The 23,926-nt window shown below is 66.9% G+C and carries 21 protein-coding genes; 5 read left to right on the top strand and 16 right to left on the bottom strand.

The window, feature by feature from the left end; translation table 11 throughout:
• From AC1RHV_RS15700 to AC1RHV_RS15685, 4 genes are all read right to left on the bottom strand, one after another.
• Positions 1 to 708 (bottom strand): ABC transporter ATP-binding protein, encoded by a 708-nt coding sequence (locus AC1RHV_RS15700; protein ID WP_054459256.1) that lies wholly within the window; start codon positions 706 to 708, stop codon positions 1 to 3.
• A gap of 14 nt (positions 709 to 722) precedes the next feature.
• The gene (locus tag AC1RHV_RS15695; RefSeq protein ID WP_054459258.1) at positions 723 to 1,604 is read right to left on the bottom strand and encodes a branched-chain amino acid ABC transporter permease; all 882 of its coding nucleotides are present in this window, start codon (positions 1,602 to 1,604) and stop codon (positions 723 to 725) included.
• A gap of 9 nt (positions 1,605 to 1,613) precedes the next feature.
• Positions 1,614 to 2,606, bottom strand: a complete 993-nt coding sequence (locus AC1RHV_RS15690) for a branched-chain amino acid ABC transporter permease (protein ID WP_175180458.1) — start codon at positions 2,604 to 2,606, stop codon at positions 1,614 to 1,616.
• Between the two features lie 89 nt (positions 2,607 to 2,695).
• Positions 2,696 to 3,580: a LysR family transcriptional regulator gene (locus AC1RHV_RS15685; RefSeq protein WP_492301768.1), complete on the bottom strand. Its 885-nt coding sequence runs from the start codon at positions 3,578 to 3,580 to the stop codon at positions 2,696 to 2,698.
• A gap of 161 nt (positions 3,581 to 3,741) precedes the next feature.
• Here AC1RHV_RS15685 and AC1RHV_RS15680 point away from each other — a divergent pair, with 161 nt between their 5' ends.
• Both AC1RHV_RS15680 and AC1RHV_RS15675 read left to right on the top strand, forming a co-directional pair.
• Complete coding sequence (locus AC1RHV_RS15680; RefSeq protein WP_054459264.1) at positions 3,742 to 4,974, top strand: amino acid ABC transporter substrate-binding protein; 1,233 nt, start codon at positions 3,742 to 3,744, stop codon at positions 4,972 to 4,974.
• Between the two features lie 64 nt (positions 4,975 to 5,038).
• Positions 5,039 to 6,457: an amidase gene (locus AC1RHV_RS15675; protein WP_192353789.1), complete on the top strand. Its 1,419-nt coding sequence runs from the start codon at positions 5,039 to 5,041 to the stop codon at positions 6,455 to 6,457.
• A gap of 69 nt (positions 6,458 to 6,526) precedes the next feature.
• On the opposite strand, the gene AC1RHV_RS15670 is transcribed toward AC1RHV_RS15675, so the two are convergent.
• Entirely contained in the window at positions 6,527 to 7,435 is a 909-nt protein-coding gene (locus tag AC1RHV_RS15670) for a LysR family transcriptional regulator (RefSeq protein ID WP_492301271.1), read from the bottom strand.
• 147 nt (positions 7,436 to 7,582) lie between these two features.
• Between AC1RHV_RS15670 and AC1RHV_RS15665 the strand changes: the two genes are divergently transcribed.
• Positions 7,583 to 8,356: an SDR family oxidoreductase gene (locus AC1RHV_RS15665; protein ID WP_492301269.1), complete on the top strand. Its 774-nt coding sequence runs from the start codon at positions 7,583 to 7,585 to the stop codon at positions 8,354 to 8,356.
• 10 nt (positions 8,357 to 8,366) lie between these two features.
• Positions 8,367 to 8,636, top strand: coding sequence for a hypothetical protein (locus tag AC1RHV_RS15660; protein WP_054459270.1), 270 nt, complete (start codon positions 8,367 to 8,369; stop codon positions 8,634 to 8,636).
• A 53-nt stretch (positions 8,637 to 8,689) separates the two neighbouring features.
• On the opposite strand, the gene AC1RHV_RS15655 is transcribed toward AC1RHV_RS15660, so the two are convergent.
• The 7 genes from AC1RHV_RS15655 to AC1RHV_RS15625 form a co-directional block, all read right to left on the bottom strand.
• Positions 8,690 to 10,210, bottom strand: coding sequence for an efflux transporter outer membrane subunit (locus tag AC1RHV_RS15655; protein WP_054459273.1), 1,521 nt, complete (start codon positions 10,208 to 10,210; stop codon positions 8,690 to 8,692).
• The gene (locus tag AC1RHV_RS15650) at positions 10,207 to 13,320 is read right to left on the bottom strand and encodes a multidrug efflux RND transporter permease subunit (protein ID WP_054459275.1); all 3,114 of its coding nucleotides are present in this window, start codon (positions 13,318 to 13,320) and stop codon (positions 10,207 to 10,209) included. The genes AC1RHV_RS15655 and AC1RHV_RS15650 overlap by 4 nt, the downstream gene beginning before the upstream one ends.
• Positions 13,317 to 16,415, bottom strand: a complete 3,099-nt coding sequence (locus AC1RHV_RS15645; RefSeq protein WP_175212740.1) for an MdtB/MuxB family multidrug efflux RND transporter permease subunit — start codon at positions 16,413 to 16,415, stop codon at positions 13,317 to 13,319. Before AC1RHV_RS15645 ends, AC1RHV_RS15650 begins: the two co-directional genes overlap by 4 nt.
• Before the next feature lie 13 nt (positions 16,416 to 16,428).
• Positions 16,429 to 17,703, bottom strand: a complete 1,275-nt coding sequence (locus tag AC1RHV_RS15640) for an MdtA/MuxA family multidrug efflux RND transporter periplasmic adaptor subunit (protein WP_492301266.1) — start codon at positions 17,701 to 17,703, stop codon at positions 16,429 to 16,431.
• A gap of 233 nt (positions 17,704 to 17,936) precedes the next feature.
• On the bottom strand, positions 17,937 to 18,689 hold the full coding sequence (gene zapD, locus AC1RHV_RS15635) for a cell division protein ZapD (protein WP_054459281.1): 753 nt from the start codon (positions 18,687 to 18,689) through the stop codon (positions 17,937 to 17,939).
• 61 nt (positions 18,690 to 18,750) lie between these two features.
• Entirely contained in the window at positions 18,751 to 19,380 is a 630-nt protein-coding gene (gene coaE, locus AC1RHV_RS15630) for a dephospho-CoA kinase (RefSeq protein WP_125472749.1), read from the bottom strand.
• Between the two features lie 31 nt (positions 19,381 to 19,411).
• On the bottom strand, positions 19,412 to 20,260 hold the full coding sequence (locus AC1RHV_RS15625) for a prepilin peptidase (RefSeq protein WP_054459296.1): 849 nt from the start codon (positions 20,258 to 20,260) through the stop codon (positions 19,412 to 19,414).
• A 203-nt stretch (positions 20,261 to 20,463) separates the two neighbouring features.
• Here AC1RHV_RS15625 and AC1RHV_RS15620 point away from each other — a divergent pair, with 203 nt between their 5' ends.
• Positions 20,464 to 21,252, top strand: coding sequence for a copper resistance protein NlpE N-terminal domain-containing protein (locus AC1RHV_RS15620; protein ID WP_119451858.1), 789 nt, complete (start codon positions 20,464 to 20,466; stop codon positions 21,250 to 21,252).
• A gap of 90 nt (positions 21,253 to 21,342) precedes the next feature.
• Here AC1RHV_RS15620 and AC1RHV_RS15615 read toward each other — a convergent pair whose 3' ends face one another.
• The 4 genes from AC1RHV_RS15615 to AC1RHV_RS15600 all read right to left on the bottom strand — a co-directional run bounded on the left by AC1RHV_RS15615 (position 21,343) and on the right by AC1RHV_RS15600 (position 23,862).
• Entirely contained in the window at positions 21,343 to 21,759 is a 417-nt protein-coding gene (locus AC1RHV_RS15615; protein WP_192353786.1) for a response regulator transcription factor, read from the bottom strand.
• Between the two features lie 116 nt (positions 21,760 to 21,875).
• Positions 21,876 to 22,730, bottom strand: coding sequence for a pantoate--beta-alanine ligase (panC, locus tag AC1RHV_RS15610; RefSeq protein ID WP_054459288.1), 855 nt, complete (start codon positions 22,728 to 22,730; stop codon positions 21,876 to 21,878).
• 36 nt (positions 22,731 to 22,766) lie between these two features.
• A complete protein-coding gene (locus AC1RHV_RS15605) occupies positions 22,767 to 23,657 on the bottom strand; it encodes a segregation and condensation protein A (protein ID WP_054459290.1) in 891 nt (296 codons plus the stop codon).
• A gap of 16 nt (positions 23,658 to 23,673) precedes the next feature.
• On the bottom strand, positions 23,674 to 23,862 hold the full coding sequence (locus tag AC1RHV_RS15600) for a DUF3460 family protein (protein ID WP_042796240.1): 189 nt from the start codon (positions 23,860 to 23,862) through the stop codon (positions 23,674 to 23,676).
• Between the last annotated feature and the right edge of the window lie 64 nt (positions 23,863 to 23,926).

Genomic DNA, 23,926 nt, shown 5'->3' with positions numbered 1-23,926 from the left:
TCAGGCTCCCAGATAGGCTTCGACCACGCGGGGGTCGGCGCGCACTTGCTCGGCGTTGCCCTGGCTCAGGATGGCGCCTTCGTTCATGACGATGATGTGGTGGGACAGCTGGTAGATCGAGGTCAGGTCGTGCGACACCAGCACCACCGAGCAGTCGTGCTCGCCCGGCAGTTCGCGGATGACCGAGATCAGCAGTTGCGCCAGCGCCGGATTGACGCCCGCGAAAGGCTCGTCCAGCAACACCACCTTGGGTCGCGCCACCATGATGCGCGCCAGTTCCACCAGCTTCTGCTGTCCGCCGGACAGCTCCTCGGCGTAGTTGTGGCGCAGCCGGTGCAGCTCTACCTTGTGCAGCCAGTATTCGGATTGGGCGTAACGCTCGTCGGCGCTGCGGCCGGTCTGCTGCTGCGCGACCTCCAGATTGTCCAGCAGGGTCAGCTGCCGGAAGATGCGCGGCACCTGGAAGGTGCGGCCCACGCCCAGCCGCGCGACTTCGTGGATCTGCTTGCCGGCGATGTTCTGGCCGTCGAGCTCGATACGGCCCTCGTCCGGCGTGTAGATGCCGTTGATGCAGTTGAGCATGGTGGTCTTGCCTGACCCGTTCATGCCGATGACGCCCAGGATGGAGCCGCGCGGCACGTCCAGGTCCACGCCCTGCAAGGCGACCAGCCCGCCGAAGCGCTTCTTGAGATTGCTGACTTTCAACATGTGTCCGGCTCCTGTTAGCGCAGCGCCTGGCGGCCGAAGAGTCCGCTGGGCCGGATGAAGATGGTGGCGACCATGAGCGCAAAGCCGCAGATGGTGGCAATGGAAGGATTGAAGAACACCACCGAGACTTGCTCCGTGACGCCGAACAGCAGCGCGCCGACCAGGGCGCCCACCGGATGGCCCAGCCCGCCCAGCACGATGACGATGAAGCCGATCAGCGTGTAGTCGTTGCCCATGAACGGCGAGAACGCTGGAAACACCATCGCCACCAGCACGCCGCTGGCGGCGGCCAGGCCGATGCCCAGGCCGAAGGCCACGGCCGACAGGCGTTCGGCGTTGATGCCCACGATGCGCACCGCGTCGCGGTTCATGATGATGGCGCGCAGCGCCTTGCCCAGCTGGCTGCGGTACAGGAACACCGTCAGCGCGCCGATGATGGCCAGGGCGATCACCAGCGCCAGGAGGCGCACGGTCGGGATCAGCACCGGCCCGAATTTCAGGAACACGGGCTCGATCTCATAGGGCAATGAACGCGCGTCGGCGTCGAACACCAGCAGCATGATGGCGCCCAGCATGATGGACACGCCGAACATCAGCAGCAGCGAGCTGATCTCGGGATCGTCCGCCTTGGACAAGCGCGGAATCAGCACGAAGTACAGCAAGTAGCCCGCCAGGAAGAATGCGGCGAAGGCCAGCGGCAGCGCCACCAGCGGATTGATGCCGGCGTACTCCATCAGATAGAAGGCGAAGTACGCGCCCAGCACCAGGAATTCGCCGTGCGCGAAGTTGACCACGCGCAGCACGCCGAAGATCACGTTCAGCCCCACGCCGATCAGGCCGTAGATGGCGCCCAGGATCAGGCCGTTGATCAGCCCTTGGATAATCAGTCCGGTCATGGCGGTTCCTCAGGCGATGTAGCGGCGCAGTTGCGGCTTGCGTTTGATCAGGCTGCCGACGATGCCGCGCGGCAGGAACAGCATCAGCAGCACGATGATCAGGCCCAGCAGCAGCAGGTTCACCACCGGGAATTTCTGCCAGATCATGTGGTCGATGCCCAGTAGCGCCAGCGTGCCGACGACTGGTCCGAGGATGGTGCCGAAGCCGCCCGCCATCGCGTAGATGATGCTCTTGGCGGTGATCAGCACGTGGAAGGCGTACTCCGGATCCACCACGTTCGTGTACCAGGCCTCGATGCCGCCAGCCAGCGCCGGGAACAGCGCGGCCAGCAGCCAGGCCTTGAGGCGGGTGTTGGGCACGTGGATGCCGACGCAGGCGGCCGCGCCGTCGTCGTCGCGAATGGCCTTGAGCGCGCGGCCCAGGCTGGACACCGACAGCCAGGTGACGGTGGCAAGGGTGGCGCCCATCACCGCCAGCATGGCGTAGTAGCTATGCGTGGGGTTGTTGGCATTGGACAGGATGATGCCCATGCTGCCGCCGGTGAAGGACTGCGGCAGGTTGGAGATGATCAGCTTGACGATGGTGGCCAGCGCCAGGCTCACGATGCCGAAGTACACCCCGCGCAAGCGCAGCGTGGGCGCCAGCAGCAGCGCGATCGCCACGCCCACGCCGCCCGCCGCCAGCAGCGACGGCAGGATAGGCCAGCCCAGGATCTTGTAGCAAATGCCGGTGGCGTACGAACCCACGCCGTAGAACACCACGTAGCCGAACGGCAGATAGCCGGTGAAGCCGACGCAGATGTTCATGGCGCTGGCCATGGTGATCCACAACATCAGGTAGAACGCGAACGAGATGTTCGACGTGGCCATCGGAATCAGAGCCAGGCCCGCGGCCAGGCCGGCAAAGACGATGATGGCGATGCGGGTGCGCAACCGCACTGCGCGCTGATCCTGCGCGCGATGCGAGGCGGCGCCCGCCGCCAGGACGGGACTGCTGCTCATATGTCTTCCTCCGGGCCGTTTCCGGGTTGGACGGCCGCTTTATTTGGAGGCGATTATGAACAGTTCAAACCATAACTGCAAGTTAAGGACTAACCCTTATTTTCGGCAGGAAAGGCCTCGACAAGCACCCCGCGCAGCTCCTTGATGAACTCCAGGGCGATGGCCGAGGGCTCGCGGTTGCTTGCATAGACGGCCGAGATATTCAGGGGAATGCGCTCGGCCAGCGGCACGATGACCACGTCCGGCATGGTGTTCTGCATGACCGTGAACTCATCCACGATGGCAATGCCCACCCCGGCATTCACCAGGGCGCAGGCCAGCTGGCTCCATGGCACGTCGGCGCACATGCGGCACGGCAGGCCCGCCTGCTCGAAGGCGCCCAGCACCAGCATGCCGAAGGGCATGCGCGTCCCCACCACGATGTGCGGATGCGGCGACAGATCGGCCAGGCTCACCTCGGCACGAGCTGCCAGCGAATGCGCCTTGGGTATGGCGGCCACCATCTTCCCCACATGCAACGGCTGGGACGTCAGGAAAGGGTGGTCTGCCTGCATCACCACCAAGCCCAGCTCGGCCTCGCCCTGCAACACGTCGGTGATCAGCGTGGGCAGCGCCGTCGTGTTCAGGCGCAACAGCAGCTCGGGATGGCGCTGCTGGAAACGCGCCACGGCGCGCGGCACCAGGAACTGAGCCAGGCTGGGAATGGAGGCCAACCGCAGCACCCCCGTGCCGTGCTCCGCCAGCGCGTCGGCCAGATCGTTGACGCGCTGCATCATGCGCTGCGTTTTCTCGATTTCCTCAAACAGGCTCTGCACTTGCGAGGTCGGCCTGAGCTTGCCGCGAACCCGCTCGAAGAGCGTCACCCCCATGGCTTTTTCCGTATGCGCCAGCATCCGGCTGACCGCCGGCTGGGAAATATTCAGCAGCCGCGCGGCGCCGCTGATGGACCCGGCCATGACGATGGCCCACAACATTTCGGTCTGTCGGTAATTCAATTTATTCAAGGCGTGCGCTCCATGCCTATTTGTTATACGCTATCTCGCATGTTGAGCAAACATTGCTCAACATATGGCCTGTGTCCGATGGTCCGCCACGGAACGCGGGGCCGCATACCAAAAACGATAGGAGACCTCCCATGCACGCTAGACCCTGGCTGTCCCGCATACCGGCGCTGGCCCTCGCCGTCGCCGCCCTGACCCCTGCCCTGGGCGCCGCCCAGACCTCGGACAAGATCCGCGTCGGCATGACCGTATCGTCGACCGGCAGTTTCGCGCTCGCCTCGCAGTCGGGCGTGCGCGGCGTCGAACTGTGGGTCGACGACGTCAACCGCCGCGGCGGCATCGAAGTCAAAGGCAAGAAATACCCCGTCGAGCTGGTCAAGCTGGACGACCGCAGCGACAAGCAGATGGTGACCCGCGTTTACGAACGCCTGATTGTCGATGAAAAAGTGGATCTGGTGTTCGCGCCCTTCGGCTCCACCCTGACCGCCGCGGCCGCCACGGTGACCGAACGCCTGGGCAAGTACATGATGGTCTGGTCCGCCGCCAGCGACGACCTGTACAAGCAAGGCTTCAAGAACATGGTGTCGGGTACGCAGATGCCGGTGTCGGCGATGCTGCGCGCGAACATGGAACTGGCCGCCAAGCAGGGCGTGAAGAAGGTCGCGCTGCTGTATTCGGACGAACCGTTCCCGGCGGGCCTGGCCGAAGGCGGCAAGGAGCAGGCCGCCAAGAACGGCATGGAAGTGGTGCTGTTCGAGAAGTACCCCAAGGGCCAGAAGGACTTCAGCACGATCCTGCAGAAGGCCCGTGCGGCCGGAGCCGAGGCGCTGGTGCCGACCTCCTACGAGGGCGATCTGATCAGCATGACGCGCCAGATGAAGCAGCTGGATATCAACTTCCCGTATGTCTTCATGGTGTATGCGTCGACCCCGCAATTCCAGGCCATCGGCGCGGACTCCAACTACATCTACAGCCACACCAACTACCACCCCGCGATCAACTGGAAGGTCAACGCCGGCCTGACGCGCGAGCAGTTCGCCGCCGCCTATGACCAGCGCTTCCCCAAGGCCGAGTTCCCGCCCGATTTCCAGACTGCTCTGGCCTATGGCGCGGGCGCGCTGACCGAGGAGATCGTCAAGCAAGCCGGCAGCACCGACGCCGCCGCGCTGAAGAAGGCATCGCTGGACCTGTCGGGCAAGCTCACCGTCATGGCCGGCCCCTACGCCATCGACGAGACGGGCAAGCAGCTCTTGATGCCCTTCCCCGTGGTGCAGCTGCTGCCGGGCAAGGGCATGGTCCCGGTCTGGCCGGCCGACGTGGCCACGCAAAAACCCGTCTACCCCGCCCCCGACTGGAACAAGCGCTGATCGCGCAAGCAGGAAGGCGGCGCGCGGCAGCCCGCGCGCCGCGCTGACATCACCCGAGGAAAACATGTCTGACATTGCATTTGCCACGCTCGGCGAACTTGCGCAGGGCCTGGCCGAAGGCCGCTACAGTTCGGTGGAGCTGGCGCGGCATTACCTGGACCGCATCGACCGCGCCAACCCGGCGCTGGGCGCCTACGTCAGCGTCGACCGCGAGGGCGCGCTGCGCCTGGCCGAAGCCGCCGACGCGCGCCGCCGCGCCGGCTATGGCCTGCTCGGTCCGCTGGACGGCCTGCCCGTCGCGGTCAAGGATCTGTGCGACATCGAAGGCCAGGTCACCACCGCCGGCTCGCAAGCCTGGCGCGAGCGCCGCAGCGCCACCACCGCCACCGCCGTGACCCGCCTGATCGACGCCGGCATGGTGGTGCTGGGCAAGACCCACATGGTCGAATTCGCCTTCGGCGGCTGGGGCACCAACCCCGTCATGGGCACGCCGCGCAACCCCTGGGACCTGGTGCGCGCCCGCATTCCCGGCGGTTCGTCCAGCGGCTCGGGCGTGGCGGTGGCCGCGGGCCTGGCGCCCGCCGCGCTGGGTTCGGACACAGGCGGCTCGGTACGCATTCCCGCCGCGCTCAACGGCATCACCGGCCTGAAAACCACGCGCGGCCTCATCAGCCTGTACGGCGCGGTGGCGCTGTCCCACACACTGGATTCCATCGGCCCGCTGACCCGCGACACCCGCGACGCGCTACTGCTGACCGCAGCCATGTCCGGACCCGACCCGCGCGATCCCGTGACGCGAGGCATACCCGCCTACCGCTACCGCGATCTGCGCGCGGGCGCCAAGCCGCTGGCCGGCACGCGCATCGCCGTCATGCCGCAGGCGCAGTACCCGATCGCCATCGACGCGGCGGTGCAAGGCGCGCTGGACGACACGCGGCGCGCGCTGACCGACCTGGGCGCGGAATGCGTGGAAGCCCCCTTCCCCTTCGATTTCCACGACATGATGCTGCGCAACGGCCTGATCATCGCCGCTGAAGCCTACGCCCAGCACCGCGACTACATCGAGGACGACAGCCTGCCGCTGGGCCGCTACGTGCGCGCCCGCGTGCTGGGCGGCAAGCAGACCAGCGCCGCCGACTACGTGCTGGCGCTGCAAGCCCACGCCCGCGCCTGCCAGGCCTGGCTGGACTGGATGCGCGACTACGACGCGGTCCTCGCGCCCTGCCTGCCGTTTGCCGCCTGCCCGCTGGAAGACGTGGACGAGGCCGCCACGCCGCTGGCCGCCTTCACCCGTCCCGGCAATTACGTCAACGCCTCGGGCCTGGCGCTACCCGCCGGCTTTGCCGCGGACGGCATGCCCATCGGCGTGCAGCTGCTGGGCAAGCCCAATGGCGAAGACGCGCTGGGCCGCATCGGCATGGCATTCCAGGCGGCCACCGACTGGCACCTGCGGCGTCCGGATCTGTCTGCGATCCAGTTGTAGACCGACGGTTGTAGATCCCAGGCCACCAAGGCCGGCCCCTCAGCAAGACGGGCCGGCCTTTTTTTGCGTTCAACCCAGTCCGCAAGCCGGCCGCAGCAGCGCCTCCAGCCAGTCCGCGAACACCTGCACCCGCCGCGATGGAGATCGCCGCTGCGGATAAAGGAGCGTCATCGGCATGGGCCCGGGGCGGTGGTCGGGCATGACTTCGACCAGCTCGCCCGCGGCGATCTGCGGCTGCACGTCGTAGGCCGGAATCTGGATCAGACCCAGACCCGCGACGCAGCTGGCGATATAGGCTTCGGCGCTATTGACCGTGACCCGCCCACGCAGAGGCGCGGTCCGGGACACGCCGCCATCCAGCCATTCCCAGGGCGCAAGCCGGCCGGTGGATGGCGAAGCGTAGTTCACGCAAGCATGCCCCGTCGCCAGATCGTCCGGCGTCAACGGCACGCCATGGCGCGCCAGGTAGGCCGGGCTGGCGACGTTGATCAAGCCCAGCATGCCTATCGGCCGCGCCACCAGGCCCGAATCCGGCAACACGCCGACTCGCAACACGCAATCCACGCCCTCTTCGATCAGGTTCACGGCACGGTCCGTCACGCCCAGCGTGACGTCGATCTGCGGATAGGCCTCCAGAAAAGACGGCAACGCTGGCGCCACGATGAGGCGGCCCACGCGTCCGGGCACGTCCACGCGCAGCATGCCGCTGGGACCCACCGAACTGTGGCGAAAGAGGTTCTCGGCCTCTTCCATGTCGGCCACCAGGCGCAGACAGCGCTCATAGAAGGCCGCGCCTTCCTGCGTGGGCGCCACCTGCCGCGTGGTGCGGTTCAGCAGCCGCGCGCCCAGCCGGCCCTCCAATTCCTGCACGGCGGCAGACACGGTGGAGCGCGGCAGGCCCAGCGTGTCCGCCGCGCGCGAGAAGTTCGCGCATTCGACGACGCGGGCGTAAACCCGGAACAGATCTATGCGGTCCATGGGGCGGATGGCTCCTGCGAGGCCTGGCCTCACTGTTCGTGATTTCTGGATAGAGATACCAGAAATATCAGTTTTGTGCGGATTTTTTGGAATATATCATCGTCGGCACGAGGGCTCGCATTCGGCAGCCCGATAGCGGAGAGGACCATGGCAGACCACAGAATCAAAGGCAAAACCGTCATCATCGCGGGCGGCGCGAAGAACCTGGGCGGCTTGATCGCGCGGGACCTGGCGCAGCAAGGCGCGCGCGCGGTGGCGGTGCATTACAACAGCGCGGCCACCAAGGCCGACGCCGACGCGACGGTCGCCGCCGTCAAGGCCGCCGGCGCGCAGGCCGTCGCCTTGCAGGCCGACCTGAGTTCGGCCGGCGCAATGGAAAAGTTGTTCGCCGACGCGGTGGCCGCGGTAGGCCGGCCGGACATTGCGATCAATACCGTCGGCAAAGTGCTGAAGAAGCCCTTCACCGAAATCACGGAAGCGGAATACGACGAGATGGCTGCGGTGAACTCGAAGTCCGCCTTCTTCTTCCTGAAGGAGGCCGGCCGCCACGTCAATGACAACGGCAAGATCTGCACGCTGGTGACCTCGCTGCTGGGCGCCTACACGCCCTTTTACGCGGCCTACGCCGGCACCAAGGCGCCGGTGGAGCACTATACCCGCGCCGCATCCAAGGAGTACGGCGCACGCGGCATTTCCGTGACGGCGGTAGGCCCCGGTCCCATGGACACGCCGTTCTTCTATCCGGCCGAAGGCGCCGACGCGGTGGCGTACCATAAGACCGCGGCCGCCTTGTCGCCGTTCTCGAAAACCGGGCTGACCGATATCGAAGACGTGGTGCCCTTCATCCGCTTCCTGGTGTCGGACGGCTGGTGGATCACCGGCCAGACGGTGCTGGTCAACGGCGGCTACACCACCAAATAGGAGCGGCGCCATGCACGTACTGTTGACCATCGTCGGAGGCCTGCTGCTGCTGGCCGTGTTCGCGCTGTTCGGCAAGCAATGGGGCGGCGACGCCGCAGGCTCGATCGCCGCGGCCAAACTGTTCCTGCCCGCGTGGCTGCTGATGGCTATCGTCAACATGTGGGTCGGCGTCACGCGCGCCGGCTACACGGTGCGCGAAGAACTGCCCATCCTGCTGCTGGTGTTCGCGGTACCCGCCGCGGCGGCCTGGCTGGTCATCGCCTTCCTGCCGCGCGGGTGAAACGCTGGCATTGACCGCGCCAGCGCTCCATTCCGCATCCGCGCGGCCCGACCTCAGGGCTGCGCGGGAGCCGCCGCAGGCGCGACGGGATTGTCCACGCGCGCTTGCGCCCCCGCGGCAGGCAGTCCTTCCCATCCGCCGCCCAGCGCCACGATCAGATTGACGCTGGCCGCGAAGCGATTGCCCAGCAGGCTCAGCGCATTGCGTTCGCTGTTGAGCGCGGTGGCGTCCACCACCGCCACGCTCAGGTAATCGACCAGACCCGCCTTGTACTGGTTCTGCGTCAGGCGCAGCGATTCACGCGCCGCTTCGAGCGCGCGGCGCTGCACCACCTGTTCGTTCTCCATGACGCGCAACTGGATCAGGTAGTCCTCGACCTCGCGCAATCCGGTCAGCGCCGTCTGACGGTAGGCGGCCGCTTGCGCGTCATAGGACGCGCGCGCCTGTTCCACCTGCGCCTCGCGCGCGCCGCCATCGAATATCGTCAGCGCCAGCGCCGGTCCCAGCGACCAGAAACGCGCCGGCGCCGTCAACAGTTCCGCGAACTGGCCGTTGCGAAAACCGCCATCGGCCGACAGCGTCAGGCTGGGGAACCACGCGGCCTGCGCCACGCCGATCTGCGCATTGGCGGCGGCGGCGCGGCGTTCGGCCGCCGCCACGTCAGGACGGCGTTCCAGCAGCTCGGAAGGCAGGCCCACCGGGATCTGCGGCAGTTGCAGCGCGAACACCGTGGGCGGCAGGCTGAATTGCGACGGCGCCTGGCCCATCAGTACGGCGATGGCGTGTTCGAGCTGGCCGCGCTGCCAATCCAGGTCGATGGATTGCGCGCGCGTGCTTTCCACCTGCGTGCGCGCCACGGCCACGTCGGCCTGCCCCGCCACGCCCACGGCGTAGCGGTTCTGCGTCAGCTGCAGGGATTTTTCATAGGCCGCCACGGTGGCGTCCAGCAGGCGTTTCTGTTCATCCAGCACGCGCAATTGCAGGTAGGCCTGCACCAGCGCGGCCTGCGCGCTCAGGCGCGTGGCGCCCAGGTCGGCCAGGCTGGCCGCGGCGCTGGCCTCCGAGGATTCCACGCTGCGCCGCACGCGGCCCCACAGGTCCACTTCCCAGCTGACGCTGCCGGTCAGTGAATACTGGTTCGAAACATTGCTGCCGGACGAAGTCGAAGAACCATTCTGCCCGCCGCCGCTGCCCGAGCGCGTCATGCCCGCGCCCGCGCCTACCGTGGGGAAGAAGCCGGCGCGCGCGCCGCGCACCAGGCCCAGCGCCTGCCGGTAGTTGGCCTCGGCCTGGGCCACGGTCTGGTTGGACGCGTTCAGGCGCTCCACCAGGCCGTTCAAGGTCGCATCGTCGTAGACCTGCCACCATGCGCCGCGCTCGGCCTGGTCCAGCGGCCGGGCGGGCTTCCAGCCTTCGACCTGGTCCTGCCCTTCCTTGTAGGCCGTGCCCACGTCCAGCGCCGGGCGCTGGTAATCGGGGCCGACCGCGCAAGCGCCCAGCAGCGCGCACAGCGCGGCCGCGGCGATGCTGCGGGGAAAGAACAGGTTGGGAACAGACTTGGCGTTGCGCATCATGTGGGTTCTATGGAAGCGGAGGACCCGTTCCTGGAAGCGCGCTTGCGCGCGGCCCAGAGACGGAAGCGGTCCAGGTAAAGATAGACCACGGGCGTGGTGTACAGCGTGAGGATCTGGCTCAGGACCAGGCCGCCGACGATGGTAATGCCCAGCGGCTGGCGCATTTCCACCCCGGCGCCAGTGGCGAGCACCAGCGGCAGCGCGCCGAAGATGGCGGCCATGGTTGTCATCATGATGGGGCGAAAGCGCGTCAGGCACGCCTGGAAAATGGCCTCGCGCGGATTCATCCCCTGGGTGCGCTCGGCGTCCAGGGCGAAGTCCACCATCATGATGGCGTTCTTCTTGACGATGCCGATCAGCAGGAACACCCCGATCAGCGCAATCAGCGTGAAGTCATAGCGCACCAGCAGCAGAGCCAGCAGCGCGCCCAAACCGGCCGACGGCAGGGTCGACAGGATGGTCAGGGGATGCACGAAGCTTTCATACAGGATGCCCAGCACGATGTACATGGTGACCAGCGCCGCCAGGATCAGCCAGGGCTGCTGCGCCAGCGTCTGCTGCAGGGCCGCGGCGGTGCCCTGGAAGCCGGCCTGGATCTGGTCCGACGGCAGGCCGATGCGCGCCACCGCCGCATCGATGGCGCTGGTGGCCTGGCCCAGCGACACGCCGGGCGCCAGGCTGAACGAGATGGTATCGGCCACGAACAGCCCCTGGTGCTGCACGCTGAGCGGCGCGTTGGCGTTTTCCAGGCGGGTGAAGGCCGACAGCGGCACCCGCGCGCCGGCCGTGGTGATGACTTCGACCTGCCTGAGCGATTCGATGTCCTGCGCGAACTTCGGGTCCACGCCCAGCACCACGTGGTACTGGTTCAACGGCCCGTACATCACCGACACCTGGCGCTGGCTGAAGGAGTTGTTCAGCACCGTGGAAATGGTGGACATGCTGACGCCCAGGCGGGTCGCGGCCTCGCGGTCGATCACCAGGTTGATCTGGCGGCCCTTGTCCTCGACGTCGGTGTCCACATCGGTGATCTCGGGAATCTGCGCCATGGCCTGCTGCACCTTGGGCATCCAGGTGCGCAGCAATTGCAGGTCGCCGGCCATCAACGTGTAGTCGTAAGAGCCCTGGCTCTGGCGCCCGCCGATGCGTATGTCCTGCTGCGACACCAGGAACATGCGCGCGCCTGGCATGTTCTGCAGCTTGCCGCGCAGCCGGTTGATGACCACGTCCGCCGAAACTTTGCGCTCTTCCAGGGGCTTTAACTGGATCTGCATGAAGCTGCTGTTGCTGCCGCCGCGTCCGCCCGCGTAACCCGTCATGCTCTGCACGGCCGGATCCGCCAGCACCACCTTGCGCAGCGCTTCCAGCTTGGGCAGCGTGGCCTGGAACGAGGTGCCCTGGTCGACCCGGAAAAAGCCCAGCAGCTGGCCCGTGTCCTGCTGTGGGAAGAAACCCTTGGGCACCACGGTGTACAGATAGACGTTCAGGCCCACGGCCACCGCCAGGATCAGCATCATCAGGCGGCTGTGCGTCAGCGCCCAGCGCAGGCTGCGGCGGTAGCCGTCCAGCATGGCGTCGAAGCCACGCTCCGACCAGCGCGCGAGCCGGCCAGGCGGCTTCTCTTCCGGGGCTTCCTGACGCAACAGGCGCGCGCACATCATCGGCGTCAAGGTCAGCGACACCACCAGCGACACCATGATGGCGGCCGACAGCGTCACCGCGAACTCGCGGAACAGCCGCCCGACCACGCCGCCCATCAGCAGGATGGGGATGAACACCGCCACCAGCGACAGGCTCATTGACAGCACCGTGAAGCCCACTTCGCGCGAACCGCGCAGCGCCGCACGCATGGGCGACATGCCCCGTTCCACGTGGCGCATGATGTTCTCCAGCACCACGATGGCGTCATCCACCACGAAGCCGGTCGCCACGATCAGCGCCATCAGCGAAATGGTGTTCAGCGTGAAGCCGCTGAGGTACATGATGCAGAAGGTGCCGATCAGCGACACCGGCACCGCCACGCTGGGAATGATGGCCGCGCGCCAGCGCCGCAGGAACAGCAGCACCACCAGCACCACCAGGCCCACCGCGATGATCAGGGTCAGCTCGGCCTCGTGCAGCGAGGCGCGGATGCTGGGCGTGCGGTCCTGCGCCACCGTCATGTGCGCGTCCGCCGGCATCAGGGCCTGCAGGATGGGCAACTGGGCGCGCACCGCGTCCACGGTTTCGATGATGTTGGCGTCGGCCTGGCGCCGCACGATCATCAGGATGGCCTTGCGTTCATTGAAGAAACCGGTCTGGTACAGGTCTTCGACCGAGTCTTCCACGCGGGCCACGTCGGACACGCGCACCGGCGCGCCGTCCTTCCAGGCGACGATCAGCGGCCGGTATTGCTCGGCGCGGCTGAGCTGGTCGCTAGCCATGATCTGCCAGTGGTAGCGGTCATTCTCCAGCACGCCCTTGGGACGGTTGGCGTTGGCATTGGCCAGCGTGGTGCGCAGCTGGTCCAGCGACACGCCGCGGTTGGCCAGCGCGCCCGGCAGCACGGTGACTCGCACCGCCGGCAGCGAACTGCCGCCCACCGTCACCTCGCCGACGCCGTCCACCTGCGACAGCTTCTGCGCCACGATGGTCGAGGCGATGTCGTAGAGCTGGCCCTGGCTGAGCGTGTCGGACGTCAACGCCAGGGTCATGATGGGCGCGTCGGACGGATTGGACTTATGGTACGTGGGATTGCTGCGCAAGCCGGTCGGCAAGAGCGAGCGCGCCGCGTTGATGGCGGCCTGCACGTCGCGGGCCGCGCCATTGATGTCGCGCGACAGATCGAATTGCAGCGTGATGCGGGTCGAGCCCTGCGAGCTGCTGGAGGTCATCTCGGTTACGCCGGCGATGCTGCCCAGCGAACGCTCCAGCGGCGTGGCCACGCTGGACGCCATGGTTTCCGGACTGGCGCCCGGCAGGCTGGCCGACACCGAAATGGTGGGGATATCCACCTGCGGCAACGGCGCCACGGGCAAGAGGAAGAACGACAGCAGACCCGCCAGCACAACCGCCAGGCTCAGCAGCGTGGTCGCCACCGGCCGGACGATGAAGGGTGCCGACAGGATCATGACGCATCCTCCGCCCGCGCCTGGTCCACGCCGCGCCAGCGGCGCGACATGCGGTCGAACATCAGGTAGATGACCGGCGTGGTGAACAGCGTCAGCACCTGCGACAGCAGCAGCCCGCCCACCATCACCAGGCCCAGCGGCTGGCGCAGCTCCGCGCCCGTGCCGGTGGACAGCATCAGCGGCAGCGCGCCGAACAGGGCGGCCAGCGTGGTCATCAGGATGGGCCGAAAGCGCAGCAGCGCCGCCTCATGGATGGCCGCGCGCGGACTCAGCCCGCGCTTGCGCTCCGCGTCCAGCGCGAAGTCGATCATCATGATGGCGTTCTTCTTGACGATGCCGATCAAGAGGATGATGCCGATGATCCCTATCATGTCCAGCTCGGTGCCGCTGATCAGCAAGGCCAGCAGCGCCCCCACGCCGGCCGAGGGCAGCGTCGACAGGATGGTGATGGGATGGATGTAGCTTTCGTACAGCACGCCCAGCACGATGTACATCGTCACGATGGCGGCCAGGATCAGCCACAAGGTGCTGGACAGCGAATTCTGGAACGCCAGCGCCGCGCCCTGGAAGCGCGTCTCGACGCCGGTGGGCAAACCGATGTCGGCCTCGGCCGCGATGATGTCCTCCACCGCGCCGGACAAGGACGCGCCCGGCGCCAGGTTGAAGGACACCGTCACCATCGGGAACTGGTCCAGCCGGTTCACCGCCAGCACCGTCTTGCCTTCGCTGATATGCGCCACTGACGACAGCGGCACCTGCGCCCCGGTCGAGGTAGGCACGTGGATCTGGCCCAGCGAGGCCGGCGTCACCTGGAACTGCGGCTCGACCTCCAGCACCACGCGGTACTGGTTGGATTGCGTGAAGATGGTGGAAATCAGCCGCTGGCCGAAGGCGTTGTAGAGCGCCTCGTCAATTACCGCCGCCGTGATGCCCAGCCGCGACGCGGCGTCGCGGTCGATCTCGACCCAGGTCTGCAGGCCGTCGTCCTGCAGGTCGTCGGTCACGTCCTTCAGGCCCGGAACCTGGCGCAGGCGGTTCACCAGCTTGGGCGTCCATTCGCTCAGCACCTTCAGGTCGGGATTGGACAGCGTCATCTGGTACTGCGTGCGGCTCACGCGGTCCTCGATGGTCAGGTCCTGCACCGGCTGCATGTAGACGGTCAGGCCATCCTGCTTGGCCAGCGCCTGCTCCAGGCGTCCCATCACCGTGCGCAGGTCGCCGTTGCGCTCGGCTTGCGGCTTGAGCGCGATCTGCATGCGTCCAGCGCTGAGCGTGGCGTTGCTGCCGTCCACGCCGATGAAGGACGATACGGCCTGCACGTCGGGATCTTCCAGCACCAGGCGCGCGGCCTCGCGCTGGCGCTCCGCCATGGCGGGGAAGGAAATCGATTGCGGCGCCTGGGTGATGGCCTGGATCAGCCCGGTGTCCTGCTGCGGGAAGAAGCCCTTGGGGATCACCAGGTACAGCAACACGGTCAGCGCGAAGGTTGCCAGCGCCACCAGCAGCGTCAGCGGCTGATGCCGCAGCACGACCTGCAGCCAGCGGTCGTAGCCGGCGATCACGCGGTCGATGAAGGCGCCCGTAACCTGATGGAAGCGGCCGTGCTTCTGCTCGGATTCGGCGCGCAAGAGGCGCGCGCACATCATGGGCGTCAGCGTCAGCGACACCACCAGCGATATCAGGATGGAAACGGCCAGCGTGATGGCGAACTCGCGGAACAGCCGCCCCACCACTTCGGTCATGAAGAGCAGCGGGATCAGCACGGCGATCAGCGAAAAGGTCAGCGAGATCAGCGTGAAGCCGATCTGCGAGGCGCCCTTGAGCGCGGCTTGCAGCGGCGTCTCGCCTTCCTCGATGTGGCGGGCGATGTTCTCGATCATGACGATGGCGTCGTCCACCACGAAGCCGGTGGCGATGGTCAGCGCCATCAAGGTCAGGTTGTTGATGGAGAAGCCGGCCAGGTACATGATGCCGAAGGTGCCCACCAGAGACAGCGGCACCACCACGCTGGGGATCAGCGTCGCCGTCAGGCTGCGCAGGAACACGAAGGTCACCATGACCACCAGGGCCACGGCCAGCATCATCTCGAACTGCACGTCGGCCACCGAATCGCGGATGGTCTGGGTGCGGTCGGACACCACGCTCACGTCCAGGGTCGCGGGCAAGGCGGCGCGCAGCTGGGGCAGCAGCGCCTGGATCCGGTTGACCACGTCGATCACGTTGGCGCCCGGCTGGCGCTGGATGTTCAGGAGGATGGCGGGCTTGTCGCCGGCCCAGGCCGCCTGGCGCGTGTCCTCGGCGCCTTCGACGGCGCGCGCCACGTCGGACAGGCGCAGCGGCGCATTGTTCTTGTAGGCGATGATCAGGTCGTTGTAGTCGGTGGGCGTCTTGAGCTGATCGTTGGCGTTGATGGTGGTGGACCGCTGCGGTCCGTCCAGATTGCCCTTCGGCTGGTTGACGTTGGCGCCAACGATGGCCGTGCGCAGGTCCGACAGCGACAGGCCGTTGGCAGCCAGCGCCTGCGGATTGACCTGCACCCGCACCGCCGGACGCTGGCCGCCCGCCACGCTGACCAGGCCCACGCCGGGAATCTGCGACAGCTTCTGCGCCACCCGCGTATCCACCAGGTCGCGCACCTGCGGCAAGGGCATGGTGGGGGACGTGATCGCCAGCGTCAGCACCGCGGCGTCCGCCGGGTTCACCTTGTTGTAGGTCGGCGGCACCGGCAGGTCGCTGGGCAGCAGGTTCGAAGCGGCGTTGATCGCCGCCTGCACCTGCTGTTCAGCCACGTCCAGGGGCAGCGTCAAATTGAACTGCAGCGTGATGACCGAGGCCCCGCCCGAACTGGTGGACGACATCTGGTTCAGGCCCGGCATCTGTCCGAACTGCCGTTCCAGTGGCGACGTCACCAGCGAAGTCATCACATCGGGACTGGCGCCGGGGTACAGCGTCACCACCTGGATCGTCGGATAGTCCACTTCCGGCAGGGCCGAAACGGGCAGCAGCCGGTAGGCGATGAAACCGGCGATCAGGATCGCCACCATCGACAGCGTGGTGGCTACCGGACGCAGGATGAACAGGCGCGACGGGCTCACGATGTTTCCCGGCTTACTTCGACGGCGGCGTGGTGCCGGCCGGCGCACCCGCGCCCAGGGTCTTGTCGCGGGTGGCGGGGATCACGTCCGAGCCGCCCACCACTTCCACCTTGGCGCCCGCGCGCAGACGGTCGGTGCCTTCGACGACCACCCGGTCGCCGGGCTGCAGGCCTTCGTTGACGGCCACCATGCCGTTGTTGACGGCGCCCAGCTTCAGCTGGCGCACCTGCACGGTGTTGTCCTGCTGCACCAGGAACACGAAGGCGCCGGCCGAGCCTTGCTGGATGGCGGCGGTGGGGATCGCGGTCACGTCCTTGCGCGTGAGCACGTGCAGGCGCACGTTGACGAACTGGTTGGGAAAGAGCGCGTCGTCGGCGTTTTCAAAACGCGCCTTCAGCTTCAGGGTGCCGGTGGTGACGTCGATCTGGTTGTCCATCGTTTCCAGCTGGCCCGTGGCGATGCGCCGGGTGTCGGCGCGGTCATAGGCATCCACCGCCAGCGTCTTGCCGGCGGCGATCTCGGCGCGCACTTCGGGCAGCTGGGTCTCGGGCAGCGTGAACACCACGGAAATCGGCTGGGTCTGGGTGATCACCACCAGTCCGTTGGTGTCCGAGCTGGACACCAGATTGCCGCGGTCCACCTGGCGCAAGCCCAAACGGCCGCTGATGGGCGCGGTGATACGCGCGTATTCCAGTTGCAGGCGGGCGTTGTCCACGTTGGCCTGGTCGCTCTTGACGGTGCCTTCGTACTGCCGCACCAGGGCGGCCTGCGTGTCGACCTGCTGCTTGGCGATCGAGTCCTGCTTGTACAGCGCCTGATAACGCTGCAGGTCGCGCCGGGCGTTCTCCAGCTGGGCCAGGTTCTGCATCTGCGTGCCACGCGCCTGGTCCAGGGCCACCTGGAACGCCCGCGGGTCCACCTGCGCCAACAGGTCGCCGGCCTTCACTTGCTGGCCCTCCTGGAAGGCCACTTCCACCAGTTCGCCGCTGACCCGGCTGCGCACGGTAACGGTGTTGTAGGCGGTGACCGTGCCCAGCGACTTCAGGAAGATATCGATGTCCTGCTTGGCGGCCGTGGCGATGCGCACCGGCACCGCGGGGGTCATCATGGCGCCCGCTGGCGGCCGGCCGCCGGGACGCCCCCCCGGGGCGCCCGCCCCGCCCGGCTTGGCCGCGGGCCGCAGCACCAGCCAGACTATGCCCGCCACAACGAGCAATACCAGCGCCAGCCCAAGCAGGCGGCGGCGGGTCCAACGGGTGGGCGGAGATACGGGACGGCTATCAGGCATGGAACAGTTCCGGCACGGGCGGAGGAAAGCCGTATTGTGTACCAGACCGTCCCGGTTTCCAGCGCCGCGATCCCTGGTTGAAACTGGGAGCAACAGGAATCTGGGCGGAAGGCAAAGTGGGCCGCCTGGCCCCGCAGGCTTGGTCCGCCTTGCCCCATTCAAGCGCTGCTTGGTGGGTTACGCGCGTCGGACAACGGGCGGAGTTGCGCGAGGATGCTCGCGCTCCACCCATCCTATGAGGTGCAGAGCGTCATCTGGAAGGGGACGTCGCGGGCGACTTGCTGGGGCTTGAATTCGCCGTCCTGGGTGGAAAAACGTATCCAGATCATGTACTTATTGGCACTGATCTCGGGAAACACGCCCTGGGCGGGGTCCAGCCAGACCCGCAGCAGCTGGAACTGCTTGCCGCCCAGCATCTGCTGGTAGGCGCCCTGCTCGCCCACGATGTCCGACTTGCGGCCCGATTCGCGCAGCAGGCGCAGGGCCAGGGTCAGGCCGTCATACAAAGGAATGAAGGGTGCCACCCAGGCCTGCAGGTCGGCGCAGCGGGCGGCCTCGGATTTGTTCTGCCAGGCGAAATACGAGGGCATGTCGACCTGCGTGGCGCTGCCCGGCACCGACAGGCGTCCGCGCAGGCTGGTCAGCCATTCGTTTTCGCGCAGGGACTGGCCGGTCTTGCCAGGCGCGGCCAGCGCCGTGGTCACCTTTTCCATTTCGCGCAGCATGGCTTCAAGCGCATCCTGTGCAACGCCGGGATGATCGCGCAGCCCGACCAGCGCCATGCGCTGGCGTTCCAGATCTTGCAGGACCGCGCCTTTTACATCGGTGCGTTCGCAGGCGTCGAGCAAGTCGAACAGGGAGGTGACGGCGACCTGATGCAGGCGCGAGTCCCCCTCGCGGGCAAAGAAGAACAGCCTGTCGAACAGGTATTCCAGCCGCAGATAAGCGCGGATGCGCTCATTGAAGGGGTATTCGTAAACGATCACGCTTCTTTACAGGCCCATCTGTGTTTGGCCGGCTGGGCCAATGTTATTCAGGGGTGCCGGCCTAGCGCGGAGCTTGCCGGCCCGTCGTGCTCGCCAGCGCCAGCCAGCGGTCATGCAGGGTCTTCGCCTGCGCGCGCAGTTGTTCCGGCGTAGTGCCTGCGTCATTGACGATGACGTCGTCGGCGACTTCCAGACGGCTTGCCCGCGCAGCCTGTGCCGCCATGATACGCCGTATGGCAGGCTCCGTCAGCCCGCTGCGTTGGCGCACCCGCGCCACCTGCGTCTCCGGGTCGCAATCCACCACGCAGATGCGGTCCAGGCGCGAGCGCCAACGCGGCAACGATTCAACCAGCAGCGGCACCACGAAGACCAGATACGCACCGGTCGCAGCCGCGGCCTGGCGCTCGGTCTCCTGCCCGATGGCGGGATGCAGCACGGCCTCCAGCCGCAAGCGCACCTGCGGATCCGAGAACGCCTGATCCCGCATCCACGCGCGGTCCAGCGCCCCGTCCGGCGTCAATGCCCGCGGGCCGAACTCGCGTTCTATCGCAGGCATGGCCGCACCGCCCGCGGCGGTCAGCTCACGCGCGATCTCGTCGGTATCGACCAGCGTCGCACCCCACTCTGCGAGCATGTCCGCCACCCGGGTCTTGCCCGATCCGATGCCGCCCGTCAGACCTATCTTCAACATACCGCCCATCCCATGGAGGACATGAACCGCCCTATTGCAAAAACTGCCCCAAGCCGTGCTCGCCGCCCACCAGCAGCGTCACGACGCCCGCCAGCGCAAGATAGGGACCAAAGGGCAATGGCTGCCCGCGACTGGCGCGGCCGCTCAAGGTCAGCGCGCCGCCGATCAGCACGCCCAGCAACGATGCGCTCAGCAGCAGCGTCGGCAGGGCTTCCACGCCAAACCATGCGCCCAGCGCGGCGAGCAGTTTGAAATCACCATAGCCCATGCCCTCGCGCCCCGTCAGCAGGCGGAACACATGAAAGATAACCCACAGGAAGACGTAGCCCGCCACCGCCCCCACCACCGCCATCTGCAGGCTGGCATAGGCATCGAACAGATTGACCAGCAGCCCGGCCCAGAGCAGCGGCTGGGTCAATGCGTCGGGCAGCAGTGTGGACTCGAAGTCGATCCAGGCCAGCGCCACCAGCATGGCCGACAAGCCCATGGCGGACAGCGCCAGCGGCGTGGCGCCGAACCGCCAGGCGCATGCAGCGAACAGCGCGCAGGTCAGCAGTTCGATGGCCGGGTAGCGCCACCCGATGGCCACGCCGCAAGCGCCGCAGCGCCCCCGCAACAGCAGCCAACCCAGCAGCGGCAGCCGCCGCCAGCCCGCCACGGGGGTGTCGCAGGCGGGGCAGTGCGATGCCGGCGACCACAGGCCATAGCGCCCCGCCGCAAGCGGCTTGCCCGAGGCTTCCTGGCAGTGCGCCTGCCATTCCTGCTCCATCATGCGCGGCAGCCGGTGGGTCAGCACCGTCAGCCAGTTGCCGACGAACAAACCCGCCAGCGCCGCCAGGCCGATGAACAGGCCCAGAGGCAGATCGAAGACATGCCGCATCGCCGTCATCCACACGCGCGGCACTGGGCCGCAACGGCGCCACGCCAGGAGCTGGCGATAGTGCGCGGGGCAGGCTGGCGGCGGCCGTGTCGTAAATAGTGCATAAAGTGTTGAGGATGCCCAAGTGCGGCTAAGGGGAACGTATCGAATCTTCGCATAAGTGCGTAAAATCGGAGACAGACTCACCACACGGATAAGCTGCCATGACCGCGCGCGTAGAAATCGGTACCCGCTCCCGCAAACTCAGCGTCATGGGGCTGCTGCTCGCAGGCACCGCATTGGGCGCAGCTGGCTGTGCCCAACAGAAAACCGAAGGCTACTACGACCCTCCCGCCGAAAGCACCGTGACCGACGCCCAGTACCAGGGGTCGGGCGCGGGATATCGCAGCGTCATCCGTGCGCCGTCGCAAGTGCAGATCGCGCTCAAGCCGGATGCCCCCCGCAAGAACCAGAATCAGGCCGCCCAGGCCGCCGCCGGCGGTCAGACCACGGAAGACGGCCAGGCAGTCCCGGCAGACACCGAACACACCACCTCGGCATCCGCCGCAAGCGCGCCGGCCGCCGCCAGCCCGGCAAATCCCAGCGCGCCCAATCCGGCCGTGCAGAGCCTGGTGCCGCAGCCGCAGACCTACATGGGCACCCTGCCGTGCTTCTCGCCCGCCATGCAGTGCACCGCACAGCGCGTGACGCTTACGCTGGCGCCCAATGGCCGTTGGCGCGGCCGCGTGGCCTACCTGGAAAACGATCCCAAGAAAGGCCCGCCGGTTACCGAGCAAGGCTGCTGGGATGCCACCGACGAGCGCCCGCCGCGCGTCATCCTGATGGACAGCAAGGGCAATGGCCGCGCGGAATTCGTAGTGGCTGCCAACAACGTGCTGCGCGTGCGCTCCATTGACGGCCAGACGCCCAACCTGAACTACAACCTGACCCGCCAGCCTGATCTGGACCCGATCGACGAATTGGCCAAGGCGGCCGCGCCCCAGTGTCCTTGAGGCCCGCCGGCGGCCGTTGAGTACGCCGCCTGCGCAGCTTCCTACCCGGGCCCGACGAACATCACGTTCGCCGGGCCCGGTGCTTTTGGACTACCCGGCCTGGCTGTCTGGGTCGGCGCCAAGATCGGAACGGCGTGCAGCGGGACTTGCCAGGCATGGGCTGTACGCTGGCGTCGGCGGCTCATGCAGCACATAGGTCGGACTGACGCTGCCGGGCGGGGGCATGGAAACCAGCGCATGCCGGCGGTCCGGCCCAGCCGCCCCAGGCACGGGCGAGGCGCCGGAACGGCCGTGCTCGCACAGCCGGCACGCCAGTTGCATGGCGTTGCGCACTTGCAGCTTGGTGAAGATGCGGGAGCGGTGGGCCTCGACCGTGCGCAGCGAAATGCCCAGGTCTATGGCGATGACTTTATTGGGGCGGCCGGCGGCCACATAGGTGACGATTTGCCGTTCGCGGGGAGTGAGGGAAGAAAGAACGGCTTCCAGATCGGGACGGGGAGCTTGCATGGGGCGGCTCGCTTGCAATGTAGGATTGCACCGAGTCTGACCCGCCTCCCGCCACCACGTAAGCTGGTAGTTCTTTCAGGGGTGGACATGGACGCCACCCCCGCGGCCTTGCCGTCTCAGGCCGTGTAGGCCAGTTCCAGATTGTCGATCAGGCGGGTCGTGCCCAGCTTGGCGGCCGCCAGCGCCACCAATGGTTCGCCGGCCTGCAGGTCGGCGGCTTCGGGACGCTTGAGATCGCGTTGGCGGCGCAGAGCCACGTAGTCCACCTGCCAGCCGCGCCGGGTCAGGGTCTCGACGGCTTCGCGCTCCAGGGCGGCGGCATCCCGTTCGCCCTGGGCCAGGCGCTCGTTGGCGTGCCGCAACGCGGCATACAACGCAGGCGCCTCGGCGCGGTCGGCGTCGCTGAGGTAACGGTTGCGCGAGGACAAGGCCAGGCCATCTTCGGCGCGCACGGTCTCGTGCGCCAACACTTCGACGGGCAATTGGAATTGGCGGCACATGTTGCGCACCACCATCAGCTGCTGGTAGTCCTTCTTGCCGAACACCGCCACGCGCGGCTGCACGCAGGAGAACAGCTTCAGCACCACGGTGCTGACGCCTTCGAAGAAGCCGGGGCGGAACTCGCCTTCCAGGATATCGCCCAGGTCGTCCGGGGGCTGCACACGGAAGTTCTGCGGCTCCGGATACATCTCGCGCTCGTTCGGCGCGAACAGCACGTAGACGTCGCGCTCGCGCTCGAGCTTCTCGATGTCGGCGGCGAGCGTGCGGGGATACTGGTCGAAGTCTTCGTTGGGACCGAACTGCAGGCGGTTCACGAAGATGCTGGCCACCACCGGATCGCCATGCTGGCGCGCCAGCTTCATCAGGGACAGGTGGCCTTCGTGCAGGTTGCCCATCGTGGGCACGAAGGACACGCGATTCTGGCCGCGCAGGTGATCGCGCAATTCCTGGATGGTGTGTACGACTTTCAAGGAGTTTCTCCGGGGTTGGGAGCAGCCCGGTGAGGATCAGGCCGCGACCGCCGACACGCTGGTGTAGGCCAGGCGCACGTAGATGGGAGCATAGGGCTCGGCCTGCGTAATTTCCAGCAGGGACTCGCGCGCCAGCTCCAGCATGGCGATGAAATGCACGACGACCACCGCCGCGGGCGCGCCTTCGCGGACGCGCTCCATGAACAGGTCGCCGAATTCCATGAAGCGCACGTCGTTCAGGCGCCGCAGGATATGCGTCATGTGATCGCGCACGGACAACTGTTCGCGCGTGATGTGGTGATGCTGGTTCAGCTTGGCCCGCTTCATGATGTCGGCCCACGCCGCGCGCAAGTCGTCCACGCTGACCTCGGGCAGCATGCGCTCGACGCTCAGGTCGGCCACCGCCTGGCTGCTGACGAAGTCGCGGCCCAGCTGCGGCATCGCGTCCAGCTTCTGGGCGGCCAGCTTCATCTGCTCGTATTCGAGCAGGCGGCGCACGAGTTCGGCGCGTGGATCTTCCGGCTCTTCGCCGGTGTCGGTCTTCTTGACCGGCAGCAGCATGCGCGACTTGATCTCGATGAGCATCGCCGCCATCAGCAGGTACTCTGCGGCCAGCTCCAGGTTGTGGATGCGGATCTGCTCCACATACGACAGATACTGCCGCGTGACATCCGCCATGGGGATGTCCAGCACATTGAAGTTCTGCTTGCGGATCAGGTAGAGCAGCAGGTCGAGCGGCCCTTCAAACGCTTCCAGAAACACTTCCAGCGCATCCGGCGGGATGTACAGGTCCGTGGGCATCTGGAACAGCGGCTCGCCATACAGGCGCGCGAACGCCACGCTGTCGATCGTGTCAGGGGTGCTGTCGACGGGCGGTTCCACTAGCGCGGCCAGGGCGTCGCCCGGGACGGAAGCGTTTTGGGCCATGATTGCCGCAATGGGCTCAGTCGGCCTGGTAGACGTACGGCTTTTGCGGCACGCGGGCCGCGCGGAAGCCTTCCAGCAGCTCCGAGTCCTGCGGTTTGTCCCAAAGGCGGGCGCGGCCCTCGCGCTGGCGCTCTTCGGTGCCAGGATGCGATTTCTTGTAGTCCTTCAGGAAAAGGGTGATCTCGGATTCGTAGTTGGTCGCCATGGCACCAATTTCAATGGGTTTCGGATGTAGGGAGTTTACTTCACGGCGGCCCACCCCCCGGCGT

The organism is Achromobacter sp. GW823-FHT04E03 (assembly GCF_058796095.1).
Note: the sequence above shows the minus strand (reverse complement) of the source record. Positions and strands in the feature narration are given on the sequence as shown.

Coding starts and splice junctions, on each gene's coding strand:
- AC1RHV_RS15660 (WP_054459270.1), top strand. CDS start 8,367: ATGCACGTACTGTTGACCATCGTCGGAGGCCTGCTGCTGCTGGCCGTG.
- AC1RHV_RS15655 (WP_054459273.1), bottom strand. CDS start 10,210: ATGATGCGCAACGCCAAGTCTGTTCCCAACCTGTTCTTTCCCCGCAGC.
- AC1RHV_RS15650 (WP_054459275.1), bottom strand. CDS start 13,320: ATGATCCTGTCGGCACCCTTCATCGTCCGGCCGGTGGCGACCACGCTG.
- AC1RHV_RS15605 (WP_054459290.1), bottom strand. CDS start 23,657: ATGGCCCAAAACGCTTCCGTCCCGGGCGACGCCCTGGCCGCGCTAGTG.
- AC1RHV_RS15700 (WP_054459256.1), bottom strand. CDS start 708: ATGTTGAAAGTCAGCAATCTCAAGAAGCGCTTCGGCGGGCTGGTCGCC.
- AC1RHV_RS15695 (WP_054459258.1), bottom strand. CDS start 1,604: ATGACCGGACTGATTATCCAAGGGCTGATCAACGGCCTGATCCTGGGC.
- AC1RHV_RS15665 (WP_492301269.1), top strand. CDS start 7,583: ATGGCAGACCACAGAATCAAAGGCAAAACCGTCATCATCGCGGGCGGC.
- AC1RHV_RS15625 (WP_054459296.1), bottom strand. CDS start 20,260: ATGCGGCATGTCTTCGATCTGCCTCTGGGCCTGTTCATCGGCCTGGCG.
- AC1RHV_RS15600 (WP_042796240.1), bottom strand. CDS start 23,862: ATGGCGACCAACTACGAATCCGAGATCACCCTTTTCCTGAAGGACTAC.
- AC1RHV_RS15620 (WP_119451858.1), top strand. CDS start 20,464: ATGACCGCGCGCGTAGAAATCGGTACCCGCTCCCGCAAACTCAGCGTC.
- AC1RHV_RS15680 (WP_054459264.1), top strand. CDS start 3,742: ATGCACGCTAGACCCTGGCTGTCCCGCATACCGGCGCTGGCCCTCGCC.
- AC1RHV_RS15615 (WP_192353786.1), bottom strand. CDS start 21,759: ATGCAAGCTCCCCGTCCCGATCTGGAAGCCGTTCTTTCTTCCCTCACT.
- AC1RHV_RS15675 (WP_192353789.1), top strand. CDS start 5,039: ATGTCTGACATTGCATTTGCCACGCTCGGCGAACTTGCGCAGGGCCTG.
- AC1RHV_RS15690 (WP_175180458.1), bottom strand. CDS start 2,606: ATGAGCAGCAGTCCCGTCCTGGCGGCGGGCGCCGCCTCGCATCGCGCG.
- AC1RHV_RS15670 (WP_492301271.1), bottom strand. CDS start 7,435: ATGGACCGCATAGATCTGTTCCGGGTTTACGCCCGCGTCGTCGAATGC.
- AC1RHV_RS15685 (WP_492301768.1), bottom strand. CDS start 3,580: ATGTTGTGGGCCATCGTCATGGCCGGGTCCATCAGCGGCGCCGCGCGG.
- coaE (WP_125472749.1), bottom strand. CDS start 19,380: ATGTTGAAGATAGGTCTGACGGGCGGCATCGGATCGGGCAAGACCCGG.
- AC1RHV_RS15640 (WP_492301266.1), bottom strand. CDS start 17,703: ATGCCTGATAGCCGTCCCGTATCTCCGCCCACCCGTTGGACCCGCCGC.